The organism is Paraburkholderia caledonica NBRC 102488, from assembly GCF_000685095.1.
Taxonomy (GTDB): domain Bacteria; phylum Pseudomonadota; class Gammaproteobacteria; order Burkholderiales; family Burkholderiaceae; genus Paraburkholderia; species Paraburkholderia caledonica.
This window is the reverse complement of the sequence record NZ_BAYE01000007.1, coordinates 14,421-28,212: the sequence shown is the minus strand read 5'-3', so window position 1 is coordinate 28,212 and position 13,792 is coordinate 14,421. Positions and strand designations below refer to the sequence as shown.

Below are 13,792 nucleotides of genomic sequence, written 5' to 3'. Positions count from 1 at the left end.
TTGTCTCGTTGTCGACGGACGTCGTTGAGTTATGTAGCGTTGCGCACCGTGCGGGGTTCAGTCCAACGGCCACGTTTCGCGGCTTACTGCTCTTACCGCCTGCGCCGATTCGAGCGCCAGCGCATCCTGCGCGCGTTGACGGCACAGTTGATAATCGAGGTCGCGCACCCGCGCCTTGATGCCCGGCACCGAAACCGGGTCCACCGAAAGCTCGGTTACGCCGAGGCCGACAAGCAGCGGCATCGCAAGCGGATCGCCCGCCAGCGCGCCGCATACACCGACCCATTTGCCATGCTTGCTCGCGCCTTGCACGGTCGCTGCGATTAGCCGCAGCACGGCCGGATGCAGACCGTCTGCCTGTGCGGCGAGGTCGGCCTGACAGCGGTCCATGGCAAGCGTGTATTGCGTCAGGTCGTTGGTGCCGATCGACAGGAAGTCCGCGTGTTGCGACAGTTGGTCGGCAAGCAGCGCCGCCGACGGCACCTCGATCATCACGCCGACCTCGATCGGTTCCGTGCGGCCTAACTCGCGAGCGAATTCGTCGATTCGTTTGCGGATCCGGATCAGCTCGCCGACATCGGTCACCATCGGCAACAAAATGCGCACGGCGCCAAACGGCTTTACGGAGAGCAGGCCGCGCAGCTGATCGTCGAGCAGGTCGGGGCGCACCTGCGCGAGGCGAATGCCGCGCAAGCCGAGCGCGGGGTTCGGCTCCGGCGGCAGCGTGAGGTAGTCGACTTCCTTGTCCGCGCCGACGTCGAGCGTGCGGATGATCGCGGTGCGACCGTTCAATGCGTCGACAATGCCTTGATAGCTCTGCCGATGCTCGTCCGTGGTCGGCGCGGCTGCACGGTGAATGAATAGCAGTTCGGTGCGCAGCAGGCCGACCGAGTCCGCGCCGTTTTCCACGGCCGTTTTTGCGTCGTCAAGCGTCGCGATGTTCGCGGCGACTTCGATCGCGCGGCCATCGGCCGTGACCGCAGCTTCTTGCGACTTACGGCGATTCGCTTCGCGCACACCCGCGAGGCGGCTGCGCTCGAGTCGCGCGCGCTCGACATCGAGCTCCGTCGGCGCAAATTCCAGCCGACCCGTGGTCGCGTTCACCACGACCTGCGTGCCTTCGGGAATCGCATACAGCGCATCGCCCATGGCCACCAGCGCGGGAATGCCCGCCTGCCGCGCGAGAATCGCCGCGTGCGACGTCGCACCGCCGCGCGCCATCACGAGAGCCGTGACACGCGAGCGATCCAGTGCGGACAAATCGGATGGCGTGAACTCTTCCGCGGCAAGCACTGCTTCCTCCGGAAGCGTTCGCGCCGCGGCATTCGTATAGCCGAGCGCACGCAGCACGCGTTTCTCGATGTCGCGCAGGTCGGCGGCACGCTCGGCGAGCAACGCGTCTTCGATATTAGTAAGGATGGCTATCTGTGCACGGATCGCTTCGCGCCACGCAAAGCCCGCGCTCTTGCCGAGACTGATCAGATCGCGCGCGGCGTCGAGCAGCGTGGGGTCTTCGAGCAGCACACGATGTACCGCGAAAATACCTGCTTCGCCGACCGCGCCGCGTTGCGACGCGTCGCGCACCGTCGTGCCGAGGTCGGCGTCGACGGTCGCAATCGCCTTGTCGAGCAGGCGGCTTTCCGCAGCCGACGTGCCGCTTGCCTGTTCGGGCGGATCGATGTCCGCGTCGTCCCAGCGCACCAGCTTGCCGATTGCCAGGCCCGGCGCCGCGCAGACGCCGGCGAGCGTGTTCGGCGCGAGAGTCTCGCCCGCCGCCGGTGTCACGGTTTGCGGCGCGGGCGAACTTTGCCGCGCCGGCTTCTCTTCGACTTCGCCGTGCGCCTCGCGCGTCAGTTCGTCAGCGATCGCGTCTACGGCGGCTCGGGCTTGCGGCCCCACACCGAGTAGCTCCACCGTCGCGCCCTGACCCGCGCCGAGTCCCAGCAGTCCAACCACGCTTTCTATTGCCGCCTTGCGCCCGTCGTAACGCACCTCCACACGCGCATCGAAACCGCGCGCCACTTCACGAGCACGCGCTGCCGGCCGCGCATGAAGGCCGCCCGCGTGAACCAGTGTGACTTGCGCGCGCGCTTCTTCGGTCACGCTCGTTGCGCTCAACTGACGAGACGCGTCGGCCGCCGCACCGGCGCGAGGACGCAGCAACAACAGCGGCGTTTCACCCGCCTTCAGCATGCCGCCCTGCGCGCGCTCGACGATTTCGAACGCGTCGGAGTTTGCTATAGCGATGACAGAAACAAGGCTCGGCGCATGCAAGGCAATCTGATCCTGATCGAACTCGATCAGCACGTCACCGGCATGCACGTATGCGCCCTGCTCGACCATCGGCGCAAAGCCTTTGCCGTTCAGCTCGACAGTGTCGATACCGATATGCAGCAGAATCTCGGCGCCCTCCGCTGTGGCCAGCGTCACAGCGTGGCCGGTGCGCGCAAGATGGGTGACCGTTCCCTCGCACGGCGCGACGAGTCGGCCCTCGAGCGGATCGACGCCGATCCCGTCGCCGAACATGCCGCCCGAAAACACCGGGTCGGGCACGTTCGCGAGCGGCACGACCGGACCGGTCATCGGCGCCAGCAAAACAATATGGCCTTCAGAATGGCTCATTAAACGGGACTCCTCGACACGTCGCATCTGATTTCTCGTCAGTGAGTTTCGGTGATTTTGTTGAGATGGCGCGGCGCATCGGGATTGCGCCCGCGCGCGGCCGCAAGGCCCGCGGCCATTACGTAAAAGGACAGGATGGCGGCGATCGGATCGAGCGCCGCGTGAGCGGTGGTAGCGAGCGGCAGCGTCGCTTCGGGTACATCGGACGGAGCGGCGAGCAATACGCGAGCGCCGCGAGCCTGCATGTCGCGCGCGAGTTGTAGCAGACCAGCCTGCTCCGGCCCCCGCGGTGCGAACACCAGCAACGGATAGTCGCGGTCGATCAGTTCCATCGGACCGTGCCGCACTTCCGCGCTAGAAAACGCTTCTGCCTGAATGCCGGAGGTTTCCTTCAGCTTCAACGCGGCTTCCTGCGCGATGGCAAGGCCGAGACCGCGCCCGATCACGATCATGCGTTCGATGCCGCGCAGTTCGTCGACGGCCATCGACCAGTCGAGCTTGCCGGCGGTCTGCAACGCGTCGGGCAGCGTATTTAACGCAGCCAGCAGTTCGGGATCGCGCTGCCAATGCGCGACCAGTTGCGCGGAAATCGAGAGCATCGCGATGTAGCTCTTGGTGGCCGCAACGCTCAGTTCAGGACCAGCGACGAGCGGCAGATGCCACTCGCACGCGTCGGCGAGCGGTGAAGCCGGTGCATTGACTGCGGCAACGGTCAACGCGCCCGCCTCGCGCAGCGCCTGCATCGTGCCGACCAGATCAGGACTCTTGCCCGACTGCGAGAACGCCAGTGCAAGCTGATCGCGAACCTGTAGCGGCGCCTGTTGCAGCGTCGCCACCGACATGGGCAGCGACGCGACCGGCACGCCGAGGCGGCTCATCGTCAGGCTCGCGAAGTAACTCGCCGCATGGTCGGAACTGCCGCGCGCGACCGTCAACGCGACATGGCGAGGTTGTTGCGCGAGCCGGGCGGCCAAGGCCTCGACGCGCGAGGTGTCCGTGAGTTGCGCGGCGACCGTTTCTGCGGACGCCAACGCCTCTTTAAGCATATTCGACAATTGCTTCTCCTTCGACGTACGTCGCGCTTAACGCCAGTTCACGATCGAACACAACGACGTCGGCCCATGCACCGCGCGCGATGCGGCCGCGGTCTTCAATGCCGAGGTAGTCGGCGGCGTAGCGCGACAAACGGTTTGATACATCGGCGATCGGCAGACCGATCGACACCAGATTGCGCAGCGCCTGATCCATGGTCAGGGTGCTGCCGGCGAGCGTGCCGTCGGCGAGACGCACACCGCCGAGACACTTCGTCACGTGTTGGCTGCCGAGGCGGTATTCGCCGTCGGGCATGCCGGTCGCCGACGTGCTGTCCGTGACCACATACAGACGCGGAATCGCGCGCAGTGCGGCGCGGATCGCGCCCGGATGCACGTGCAGCAGGTCGGGAATGATTTCGGCGAATTCCGCATGCGCGAGCGCCGCGCCGACGAGCCCAGGATTGCGGTGATGCAGCGGCGACATCGCGTTGAAAAGATGCGTAAAGCCGCACGCGCCGTGTTTGAGCGCGGCAACGGCGTCGTCGTATGTGCCGAGCGAATGGCCAAGCTGCACGCGCACGCCGCGCGCCGCCATCTCGGAGATGATGTCCATATGGCCGGCAATTTCAGGCGCCAGCGTGACGACGCGAATCGGCGCGATGGACAGATACTTGAGCACTTCGTCCATCACGGCGCAGACGGCTGCATCGGGCTGCGCGCCCAGCTTGCCTGGGTTGATGTACGGCCCTTCCAGATGCACGCCGAGCACCCGCGAGCAGCCGGGCGTGCGCACGCGCGCGACGTCGCCGAGACCGGCGACCACGCTCATCAGTTCGTCGCGCGGCGCGGTCATCGTGGTAGCTAGCAGACTCGTCGTGCCGTAGCGCGCATGGGTGCGCGTGATGGTTTCGATCGCGTTGCCGGCTTCCATCACGTCGGCGCCGCCGCCGCCGTGCACGTGCAGGTCGATGAAGCCGGGCAGGATGTACGGCGCGTCGTTCGTCGCGGGATCGACGCGCTCGCCGGTAAGCGCCGTGATGCGGCCGTTTTCGTATTCGAGCGTGCCGTGAATCCACCCGTCGGTGGTGAGTATGTTTCCGGTCAGCATGAGTCTCTCTTGCAAGGCGTGATACGGGGTGTGGCTGAATCGCGCCTGAGCGCGCGGTGCGGGGCGGCGCGGCTTACGCGGCCGTGCGCCCCACCTGAAAGCGGCGCTCAGGTCCGCAATTCAGCGACGAAGTCGTAGTAGTCGTCGCGGCAATAGGTGTCCGTCAATTCGATTGCGCGCTGGTCGGCGCTATAACCGATACGGGTAATGACCAGCAGCGCCGAGCGCGGTTCGATATCCATGAGTGAAGCGATCTCGCTCGAAGCGTTGACCGCGCGAAAGTGCTGCAACGCGCGCACAACCGCTGCGCCGCGTTGCTCCAGATAGCTGTAAAGCGAAACGCCGATTGCCTGCGGATCGGGAACGATCGCGACCGGAAGCGCCGAGTGCTCGACCGCCATCACGATGCCGTCCGCGCGGCGCAGCCGGCGCAGGCTCGCCACTGCTGCACCGGGCGACAAACCGAGGCGCACTAGCTCTTCCCGATTGGCGGCGCGGATATCGCGCTCGAGCCAGACCGAGTCCGGACGGAAGCCACGCTGCTGCATCTTCTTGGTGAAGCCGGTGAGCCGCGACAGCGGATCTTCGACGCGTGGCGTGATGAAGCTGCCCGCGCCGCGCGCGCGCCGGATGAGCCCTTGCTCGACCAGCAGTTCGATCGCCTTGCGCGCGGTAATGCGCGACACGCCGATTGCGTCCGAGAGCGTCCGCTCCGAAGGCAACGCTTCACCGGCCGACCACACCCCGCAATGGATCGCGGTCGCCAGATTGCGCGCGAGCTGCAAATACAGCGGCGTGACGTTTCGAGCGTCAGGCATGAGTGCGGACCAGCGGGTTTCCATGGCGCTCCGGCGGCAGTAACGGAAGGTTGGGCTTGCAAAAACGAGAGCCCATTATATAACCAACATAATACCAGTCAACGAACTGGTTCTATGCCGGCATGACAGGGCGCAAAGCCTTGTAGAACAAGCCAGAGCGGCCGATGAACGTGGTCCGCATGCCGGTTCGGAGAGCCCAGGATTTACCCGCATTCGAGACAAATTAAGCGTGTAGCAGTCCCAATTGCGAACCAGTTCGCGAGGTCTGGAAGGGTGCACGTTCGTCCGTTTTCGAACCCCGCGCGGTTTATGCCAAACGCATGATTTTGTTAATAAGGGCGCGTTCCAATATAGTGGTATGCGAATCCATAAAAAAAACGGGAGATCAGCATTTGACCGATTCCGAGACGCTGCGACGGGCCCAGGCAGTCCGCCATTTCAATCGCTTCTACACGCGGCTTATCGGCGCTCTGCACGAGCGCCTGGCTCGCAGCACGTTCTCGTTGACGGAGGTGCGCGTGCTGCACGAACTGTCGCGCGGACGCGCGCAGACGGCGTCGGCGCTCGGTCGCGCGCTTGGACTCGACAGCGGTTATCTGAGCCGCTTGCTCACCAGTTTCGAGCATCGCAATCTGATTACGCGACGGCCGTCCGAGACGGACGCGCGCCAGTCGCTGATCGAACTGACGGCTAACGGCCATGCAGCCTATGCGCCGCTCGACTCGGCAGCCGTTGAGGAAGTGCTGGACCTGCTCGGCGGGCTCGGCGCGGGCTCACAGGAGCAGTTGATTGCCGCGATGAACCTTATCGAAAGACTGCTCGGCGACAAGCCGCAGCGGAACGTCATTGAACTGCGCGCGCCGCGCCCCGGCGAATGCGGCTGGCTCGTGCATCGACAAGCGCAGTGGTTCGCGGCGCAGTATGGCTGGGACGGATCGTTCGAAGGGTTGCTTGCGCGCGTGGTCGCCGATTACACGCAACGCAACGATAGCTTTCGCGAAACGTGCGTCGTCGCTGATCACAACGGCATGGTGGTGGGCGCGGTGTGCATCGTCGCCGTGTCGACGACGGTGGCCGGCGTGCGCCTCTTGTGGGTCGAACCGGACGTGCAGCGTCTTGGCATCGGCACACGTTTGATGACCGAAGCAACGCGGTTCGCGCGGCGCGCGGGTTACACGAGACTGACGCTAACCACGGCCAGCGCATTGGAAGAGCCGCGGCGCCTGTGCAAGCGCGCCGGTTTCGAACTCGTCAGCACGGCGCCGGAGCGCCGTTTCGGCAAGGATCTGATGATCGAGCGGTGGGAGTTGGGACTGTAAGCCGCGTTAGAACGACGGAACCACCGAACCCTTGAACTGCGTCTTGATGAACTGACGCACGTCTTCCGACTGATACGCTGCAACGAGCTTCTTCACCCACGGCTTGTCTTTGTCCTGGGTGCGCACCGCGATCAGGTTCGCGTACGGGCTGTGAATGTCTTCGAGCGCGATCGCGTCTTTGGTCGGCTGCAGACCGGCGGAAAGCGCAAAATTCGTGTTGATCGCGGCTGCGTCCACATCGGCAAGCGAGCGCGGCAATTGCGCGGCATCGAGTTCGACCAGTTTGATCTTCTTCGGATTCTCAGCGACGTCGAGCGCGGTCGCATTGTTGCCGTTCGTGCCCGCGCCGGCCTTCAGCTTGATCACGCCTTGCGTCTGCAGGAGCAGCAGCGCACGGTTCTCGTTTGACGGATCGTTCGGTACAGCGATCTTCGCGCCTTGCGGCAAATCTTTTAGCGACTTCAGCTTCTTCGAGTAGATGCCGAGCGGCGAGATGTAGGTGAGGCCCGCGTTGACAATCTTGTAGCCGCGCTGCTTGATCTGGCTGTCGAGATACGGCTGATGCTGGAAGCTGTTGGCGTCGAGATCGCCTGCGTCGAGCGCGGCGTTCGGCTGCACATAATCGTTGAATTCGACGACTTTCACGTTCAGGCCCTCGCGCTTCGCCACCTTGGTGACGACTTCCCAGATCTGCGCGTCCGGGCCGCCGATGGTGCCGACCTTGATGACTTTGTCGTCGGCATGGGCGCCGGGGCTGGTGACGATCGCCGCGCCGGCGATCACTGCGGAGAGGGCTTTGAGGATATTTCTGCGCTGCATGTAATTCTCGCTGTTTCTAATCGAATCGTTCGCATGAGATTCGGGTGATAGCCGGACGCGGGCACCGATGACACGCAGGTAGCAGCGGGATCCGAGCGCGCCGCCGGCCGGACCGTAAATCGTCTCATATGCTGTGCGAGATGTGAAATACAGCAATCACATATAGGTATGCGAAGCGCGATCGGGCGGCGAAGCGCCACGCTGTGGCTGATAATTCGAAACGTTGCCGCGAACATCCGCGGTACGTTCAATCACCTGCGAGGACGCCCATGTATGTCATCAACCTGATCTATACCGCTTCACTCGAGCGCATCGACGACGCGCTGGAAGCGCACCGTGCGTTCCTGACCACGCATTTCGATGCAGGTGTTTTCGTGGCCGCGGGGCCGAAAGTGCCGCGCGACGGCGGCATCATTCTGGCGGTGCGCATCGAACGCGACAGGCTGGATGCGATCCTCGCAACCGATCCGTTCGCCGTGCAGAAGCTCGCGCGTTACGAGGTGACCGAGTTCAAGACGACACGGCTTGCGCCGGGGTTGAATCTGCCGATGCCGGTTTGAGGTTGAGGTATGCACAACACGACGTCAGTCAAGCAGTAGCTTGATGTCGTGTACCCAAGGCGCGGCGCCTTGGCCATCGCGCGCGAAAAGGCGCAGCTTGCCCTCGGTGTCGAACACATAGCTCGCCGCCGTATGGTCCATCGTGTAGCTGTCCGGGGTCTTGCCGGGCACCTTGGCGTAGTAGACGCGGAAGTCTTTCGCCACTTTCTTCAACTGTGCCTCGTCAGCGGGACGCAGGCCTACAAAGGTGGGATTAAACGCGGAGACGTATTGCCCGAGCAGCGCGGCAGTGTCGCGCTCGGGATCGACGGTGACGAACAGTACTTGAACGCGCCTGGCGTCTTCGGGACCGAGTTGCTGCAGCGCTTGCGAGAGCTCGGCCATCGTGGTGGGGCAAACGTCCGGGCAATGCGTGTAGCCGAAAAACAGCACGACGACCTTGCCTTTGTAATCCGCCATTGTGCGAATCTTGCCCGACGTGTCGGGTAACGAGAAGTTGCTCCCAAACTGGGTATTGCCGGTCAGGTCCAGGTTCTGGAACGCTGGCGGCTGCTTGCCGCAGCCCGCCACGAACAATGCGCTGCCGAGCGCGCAGGCAATCACAGCAGCACGCGCCGCACGCGCGAAGCGGGTATTGAGCATGGTATTACGCGCCGATCACAACGCGCACATAGTGGTCGACCAGCAGCGCGGCAAACAGCAGCGACAGATAGACGATCGAGTAACGGAAGGTCCGGCGCGCGAGATTGTCGGAGTAATCGAGGTAGATCTTCCACGCGTAGGCGAGAAACACCGCGCCGAGCACCACAGCCGCTGCGAGGTAGAGCACGCCGCTCATGCCGGAGATGAACGGCATCATAGTCACGGCGAACAGAATTACTGTGTACAACAGAATATGCAGCCGCGTGTACTTTTCGCCGTGCGTATTCGGCAGCATCGGCAAGCCGGCGTTTTCATAATCTTTGCGACGGTACAAGGCGAGCGCCCAGAAGTGCGGCGGCGTCCACACGAAAATGATCAGCACGAGAATCCATGCGTCGCCCGGTACCTGACCGGTGACGGCGGCCCAGCCGAGCGCCGGTGGCATCGCACCCGACGCGCCGCCAATCACGATGTTCTGCGGCGTGGCCGGCTTGAGCAGCAGCGTATAGATGACGGCATAGCCCACGAACGTGGCGAGCGTGAGCCACATGGTCAGCGGATTGGCGAACGTGTAAAGCGCCCACATGCCGAGGCCGCCGAGCACGGCCGAGAACAGCAGAATCTGCGTAGTGGTGATCTCGCCGCGCGCCGACGGTCGCCACGAAGTGCGACGCATTTTCGCGTCGATTTTTTGTTCGACGAGGCAATTGATTGCAAACGCTGCACCGGCGAGCAGCCAGATGCCGACGGTGCCGCCGATCAGAACGGTCCAGGGCACCATGCCGGGTGTCGACAGAAACATGCCGATGACGGCACAGAACACGGCAAGTTGCGTGACGCGCGGCTTGGTCAGCGCAATGTACTGCGAGATCCGGCTGCCGGGCGTATGAGGGAGTGTTGTGCTGTCCATGTGGAGTCACGCTGGCGCGGCATCGCGCGTAGGCAACACGGCGCGGCCGGGACGGCTATAAGCGATTCGAAAGTTTAACATAACGAGCAGGAGCAACAGGATCGCCGCGCCTCCGTTATGAGCTACCGCAATAGGCAGTGGCCATTGCAGAACGATGTTCGACAATCCGGTGACGAACTGGATCAGCACCACCAGCAAAACGCCGTTCGCCGGACGCCGCAGCGACTCGAAGCGGCGCAATTGAAGCGCGAACCACACGAGGTAGCCGACGACCACGAGCGCGAAGGTGCGGTGCGTCCAGTGAATCGCTACCAGTGCATCTTGCGTGATCATGTCGCCGCTGCTTGTCATGCCGAGCGCACGCCACAGGTGAAAACCGTGCGAGAAGTCCATCGGCGGAACCCATTGGCCGTTGCAGGTGGGGAAATCCGTACACGCGAGCACCGCGTAGTTCGTGCTGACCCAGCCGCCCAACGCGATCTGCACGATCAACAGCGCGAGACCCGCGACCGCCGCGACGCGCCAACGCGCGGCTTCCGGCTCGTAGGCGGGCAACGGCGTCTGGCGCGCGGCCAGCCAGCCGAGCGTGCCCAGCAGCGCGAGACCGAGCAGCAAGTGCGTCGTCACGATGACCGGTTGCAGCTTCATTGTCACCGTCCATGCGCCGAACGCGCCTTGCACGAGAATCAGCAGCAGCAGCGAAGTCGGCCACCAGGGCGACACGTGCAGCGGACGCCGCTTGATGCGCGCGGTCCATGCAATCACCGTCTGCGCGATGATCAGCACGCCGATCGCCATCGCGAAGTAGCGATGGATCATTTCGATCCACGCCTTGGTCATGCTGACGGGGCCGGTGGGCATCGCCTGATGCGCGGCGGTGATCGCAGCATGCGCGATAAATGGCGACGACGTGCCATAACAGCCGGGCCAATCCGGACAGCCGAGCCCCGAGTCGGTCAGACGCGTGAAGCCGCCGAACATCACGAGGTCGAGCGTGAGGAAAGTGGTGAGCCACACGAGCTTGCGGAATTTGTTGTCGTCGGCCTTGACCCACACATAAGACAGCGGCAACAACGCAATACACAAGCCGATCAGACCCAATTGCAGTACGAACATCTTCTCTTACCCTGGTTGCGGCATCAGCCGATGCTCGACCATTTCAGCAGCTTGGTCACGTCGCCCTTGATCTTGCTCGGGTTCGGATCTTTCGGGAAACGCATCATCAGATTGCCGTTCGGATCGACCATGTAGATATGGTCGGTGACCTTGGTGCCGTTCGCGGTCGGCAGCCACGCCGACACCTGCGCCGGATCGGCAAGCAGCATGTTGGTGTCGGGATAAGCCTTTTGTATCACGTCCGCCACGTTGCCCGCACCTGTCCGCAGCCACACTTCTACGACGCGCTCGCGTTCCGGGCCCTGTGCCGCGCGGATTTGCCGCATGAAGTAGAGCTTCGTCACGCACGCTTTGTCGCAAGCGGTGTCGTCGACGGAGATCAGCAGCCAGTGGCCACGCAACGTGGCGAGCTTGAGCGGTTTGCCGTCTTCGCCGGTGACGACGAGCGACTCGGGAATCGGCCGCTGCGGCTCGACGAGCGTGCCGTAACTGGTGCTGCCGCCGCTCGGCTTCACCACGTAGTACATGAAATAGGACACGGCAATGGGCGCCGCGCAGACGATCGCGAGCAACAGCAGGATCCAGCGGCCGCGCTCCCAGGAGCCCTTGCCGTTGGGCTGACCGGGCATCGGCTTGGCGGCGGTCGGTTTGCGGGCTTGCTGCGAACGGGGAGATGGCGTCGACACTACATAACCTCTTTCAATAATTTGTGCGGCTCGCCCAGGTCGTGGAGAGCCGCGCCGGGCACGCGCCGCATCACACGATGGGCGCCTGCTGTTTTCTGGCCGCGCGGCGCGCGGCGTACAGGCCGAAGGCCAAAGCCGCGACCGCCATGCCCCACCACTGGAACATGTAGCCGTAGTTGCGCTCGACGCCGTTGGTTGGAGCCGGCCAGTCGCGCACGAGTTTGTCGCCGTCGTCGTTCAATTGCTGGATCACGAACGATTGCAAGGGCAGTCCGGTCTCGGCGGCATAGGCGGCGACGTCGAGATTCTGGCGAATCGCCTGATGCGCGGCCGAACCGCCCTGCCCCAGTTCAAACGCGCGCGACGCATCCGCACGCGCAATTCCTTCTATTTCGATTTCGCCCTGGGGCGTAGTGTACGGCGCGATCGTCTCGCGATTATTGATGTTACGCGGCAACCAGCCCCGATTGACAAGCACATAACCGCCGCCGGTGAGTTTAAAAGGCATCACCACGTAAAAACCCGGCTGGTCGTTATACGGACGATTATCGAGGTACACGACCTTGTCAGCGACAAACGTGCCGCGCGCTTTCACGCGATGAAATTCGATGTCCTTCAATGCCACCGGCGCGCTGGTGACAGCTTGCGCGGGCGCGTTCTCAAACTGCGTGATGCGTGCCTCGAGTGCTTCTTTCTGATGCGCGCGGTCGCGCTGCCAGAAGCCGAGCCGCAAGGTCACCGCGACCACCAGCAGGATCAGCAACGCGGGAACGAGCCGGATCTTCATCGACGACACTCCAGGTGCGGCTTGAGCGGGCTGGCGAACGTGGGGCAAACGCCGGCGCGCGGTGAGATAATGGTCACCTTGCCTTCGCGCTTTTCCGTCTCAGCAGCTTCCATGCACATTCTCGTTCCCATCGCCTTCGTCCTGATCATCGCCAGCATGGTGTCGGCGCTGTACTTCATGATGCATGACAAGGGCAAAACCAAGCGGATGGTCTGGTCGCTCGCCACGCGAGTCGGACTTTCGATCTCGCTGTTCCTCTTCATTCTGTTTGCGTACTGGATGGGCTGGATTCACTCAACCGGCATTCCGTACGGGCGCTGATCCTGGCGTAACCATCACTGCTCTATAAACAAAACGCCGCCCTGACGGGGTCGAGGGCGGCGCTTCATCAATCCTGCTCACTACGCGTGCGCGGTGTTCCGATGGACGCTGCACGACGGCCCCCGCGCGTTCCGGTATAGCCGGCCGCGGCGCGGGCAATCAGTCTTACAGCCAGTACACGACGACGTAGAGTCCAAGCCAGACGACGTCGACAAAGTGCCAGTACCAGGCCGCGCCTTCGAACGCAAAGTGGTGTTCCGCCGTGAAGTGGCCGCGAATCATTCGCACCAGCACCACCGCGAGCATCGTGCCGCCGAGGAACACGTGAAAACCGTGGAAGCCCGTCAGCAGGAAGAACGTGGAGCCGTACACGCCCGAAGCCAGCGTCAGGTTCAGTTCGTTATACGCGTGGAAATATTCGAAGCCCTGCAAGAACAGGAAGCACACGCCCAGCACGAGTGTAGCTGCCAGCCAGATGATGGCCTTCTTGCGATGATCTTCACGCAGTGCGTGGTGCGAGACCGTCAGCGTGGCGCCCGACGAAAGCAGCAGCGCCGTGTTGATGGTCGGCACCGGCCATGGCGTCATGGACTTGAAGGTCGACACGAGCGACGCGGGACCGTTGTTGGGCCACACCGCCGAGAAATCCGGCCAGATCAGCTTGTAATCGAGACTCGCCAGTTCGTGCAGCGCGATTGCGCGCGCGTAGAAGAGCGCGCCGAAGAAAGCGCCGAAGAACATCACTTCAGAGAAGATGAACCAGCTCATGCTCCAGCGGTATGACTTGTCGACATTCTTGCCGTACATGCCGCCTTCGGACTCGGCAATCGCGTCGCCAAACCAGTGCCACAACGTAAAGAGCAGCCACAACAGGCCAACGACAACGCCGATCGGCGCCCAGTCATGTTCGTTGATCCACGCCGCAAGCGATCCGAGCATGACCAGCAACCCAGCGGCGGCGCTGATCGGGTGCCGCGACGGATGCGGTACGAAATAGTACGGGCTCTCGTTTTGACCGCTCATTCTTGATTCTCCACTTCAGTCCAGTTG

At 63.3% G+C, this 13,792-nt stretch carries 14 protein-coding genes; 3 read left to right on the top strand and 11 right to left on the bottom strand.

All coding sequences use genetic code 11. The annotated features are described in order from the left end of the window. Positions 1-57 precede the first annotated feature (57 nt). The 4 genes from ptsP to BCA01S_RS34910 all read right to left on the bottom strand — a co-directional run bounded on the left by ptsP (position 58) and on the right by BCA01S_RS34910 (position 5,606). Positions 58-2,622: a phosphoenolpyruvate--protein phosphotransferase gene (gene ptsP / locus BCA01S_RS16080; RefSeq protein WP_027777785.1), complete on the bottom strand. Its 2,565-nt coding sequence runs from the start codon at positions 2,620-2,622 to the stop codon at positions 58-60. 38 nt (positions 2,623-2,660) lie between these two features. Then, positions 2,661-3,668 carry an SIS domain-containing protein gene (locus BCA01S_RS16075; protein ID WP_027777784.1) on the bottom strand — a complete coding sequence of 336 codons (1,008 nt, stop codon included), beginning with the start codon at positions 3,666-3,668 and terminating at the stop codon, positions 2,661-2,663. After that, a complete protein-coding gene (gene nagA, locus BCA01S_RS16070; protein WP_027777783.1) occupies positions 3,661-4,764 on the bottom strand; it encodes an N-acetylglucosamine-6-phosphate deacetylase in 1,104 nt (367 codons plus the stop codon). The genes BCA01S_RS16075 and nagA overlap by 8 nt, the downstream gene beginning before the upstream one ends. A gap of 107 nt (positions 4,765-4,871) precedes the next feature. Beyond that, positions 4,872-5,606: a GntR family transcriptional regulator gene (locus BCA01S_RS34910; RefSeq protein ID WP_020067018.1), complete on the bottom strand. Its 735-nt coding sequence runs from the start codon at positions 5,604-5,606 to the stop codon at positions 4,872-4,874. Positions 5,607-5,974: 368 nt separating this feature from the next. Between BCA01S_RS34910 and BCA01S_RS16050 the strand changes: the two genes are divergently transcribed. Then, complete coding sequence (locus BCA01S_RS16050) at positions 5,975-6,901, top strand: bifunctional helix-turn-helix transcriptional regulator/GNAT family N-acetyltransferase (protein ID WP_027777780.1); 927 nt, start codon at positions 5,975-5,977, stop codon at positions 6,899-6,901. 6 nt (positions 6,902-6,907) lie between these two features. Here the strand turns inward: BCA01S_RS16050 and BCA01S_RS16045 are convergent, their stop codons facing one another. Further along, positions 6,908-7,720, bottom strand: a complete 813-nt coding sequence (locus tag BCA01S_RS16045; RefSeq protein ID WP_027777779.1) for a MetQ/NlpA family ABC transporter substrate-binding protein — start codon at positions 7,718-7,720, stop codon at positions 6,908-6,910. A gap of 269 nt (positions 7,721-7,989) precedes the next feature. Here BCA01S_RS16045 and BCA01S_RS16040 point away from each other — a divergent pair, with 269 nt between their 5' ends. After that, positions 7,990-8,280 carry a YciI family protein gene (locus BCA01S_RS16040; RefSeq protein WP_027777778.1) on the top strand — a complete coding sequence of 97 codons (291 nt, stop codon included), beginning with the start codon at positions 7,990-7,992 and terminating at the stop codon, positions 8,278-8,280. 24 nt (positions 8,281-8,304) lie between these two features. Here BCA01S_RS16040 and BCA01S_RS16035 read toward each other — a convergent pair whose 3' ends face one another. The 5 genes from BCA01S_RS16035 to BCA01S_RS16015 form a co-directional block, all read right to left on the bottom strand. Beyond that, positions 8,305-8,922, bottom strand: coding sequence for an SCO family protein (locus tag BCA01S_RS16035; protein WP_027777777.1), 618 nt, complete (start codon positions 8,920-8,922; stop codon positions 8,305-8,307). Positions 8,923-8,926: 4 nt separating this feature from the next. Continuing rightward, the gene (cyoE, locus tag BCA01S_RS16030; RefSeq protein ID WP_027777776.1) at positions 8,927-9,832 is read right to left on the bottom strand and encodes a heme o synthase; all 906 of its coding nucleotides are present in this window, start codon (positions 9,830-9,832) and stop codon (positions 8,927-8,929) included. Between the two features lie 6 nt (positions 9,833-9,838). After that, positions 9,839-10,948, bottom strand: coding sequence for a COX15/CtaA family protein (locus BCA01S_RS16025; RefSeq protein ID WP_027777775.1), 1,110 nt, complete (start codon positions 10,946-10,948; stop codon positions 9,839-9,841). 23 nt (positions 10,949-10,971) lie between these two features. Next, entirely contained in the window at positions 10,972-11,634 is a 663-nt protein-coding gene (locus BCA01S_RS16020; protein WP_027777774.1) for an SCO family protein, read from the bottom strand. 70 nt (positions 11,635-11,704) lie between these two features. Continuing rightward, on the bottom strand, positions 11,705-12,421 hold the full coding sequence (locus tag BCA01S_RS16015) for an SURF1 family protein (RefSeq protein ID WP_027777773.1): 717 nt from the start codon (positions 12,419-12,421) through the stop codon (positions 11,705-11,707). Between the two features lie 111 nt (positions 12,422-12,532). On the opposite strand from BCA01S_RS16015, the gene BCA01S_RS16005 reads away from it, so the two are divergent. Further along, a complete protein-coding gene (locus BCA01S_RS16005; RefSeq protein ID WP_020067028.1) occupies positions 12,533-12,742 on the top strand; it encodes a twin transmembrane helix small protein in 210 nt (69 codons plus the stop codon). Positions 12,743-12,907: 165 nt separating this feature from the next. On the opposite strand, the gene BCA01S_RS16000 is transcribed toward BCA01S_RS16005, so the two are convergent. After that, the gene (locus tag BCA01S_RS16000; protein WP_020067029.1) at positions 12,908-13,765 is read right to left on the bottom strand and encodes a cytochrome c oxidase subunit 3; all 858 of its coding nucleotides are present in this window, start codon (positions 13,763-13,765) and stop codon (positions 12,908-12,910) included. Between the last annotated feature and the right edge of the window lie 27 nt (positions 13,766-13,792).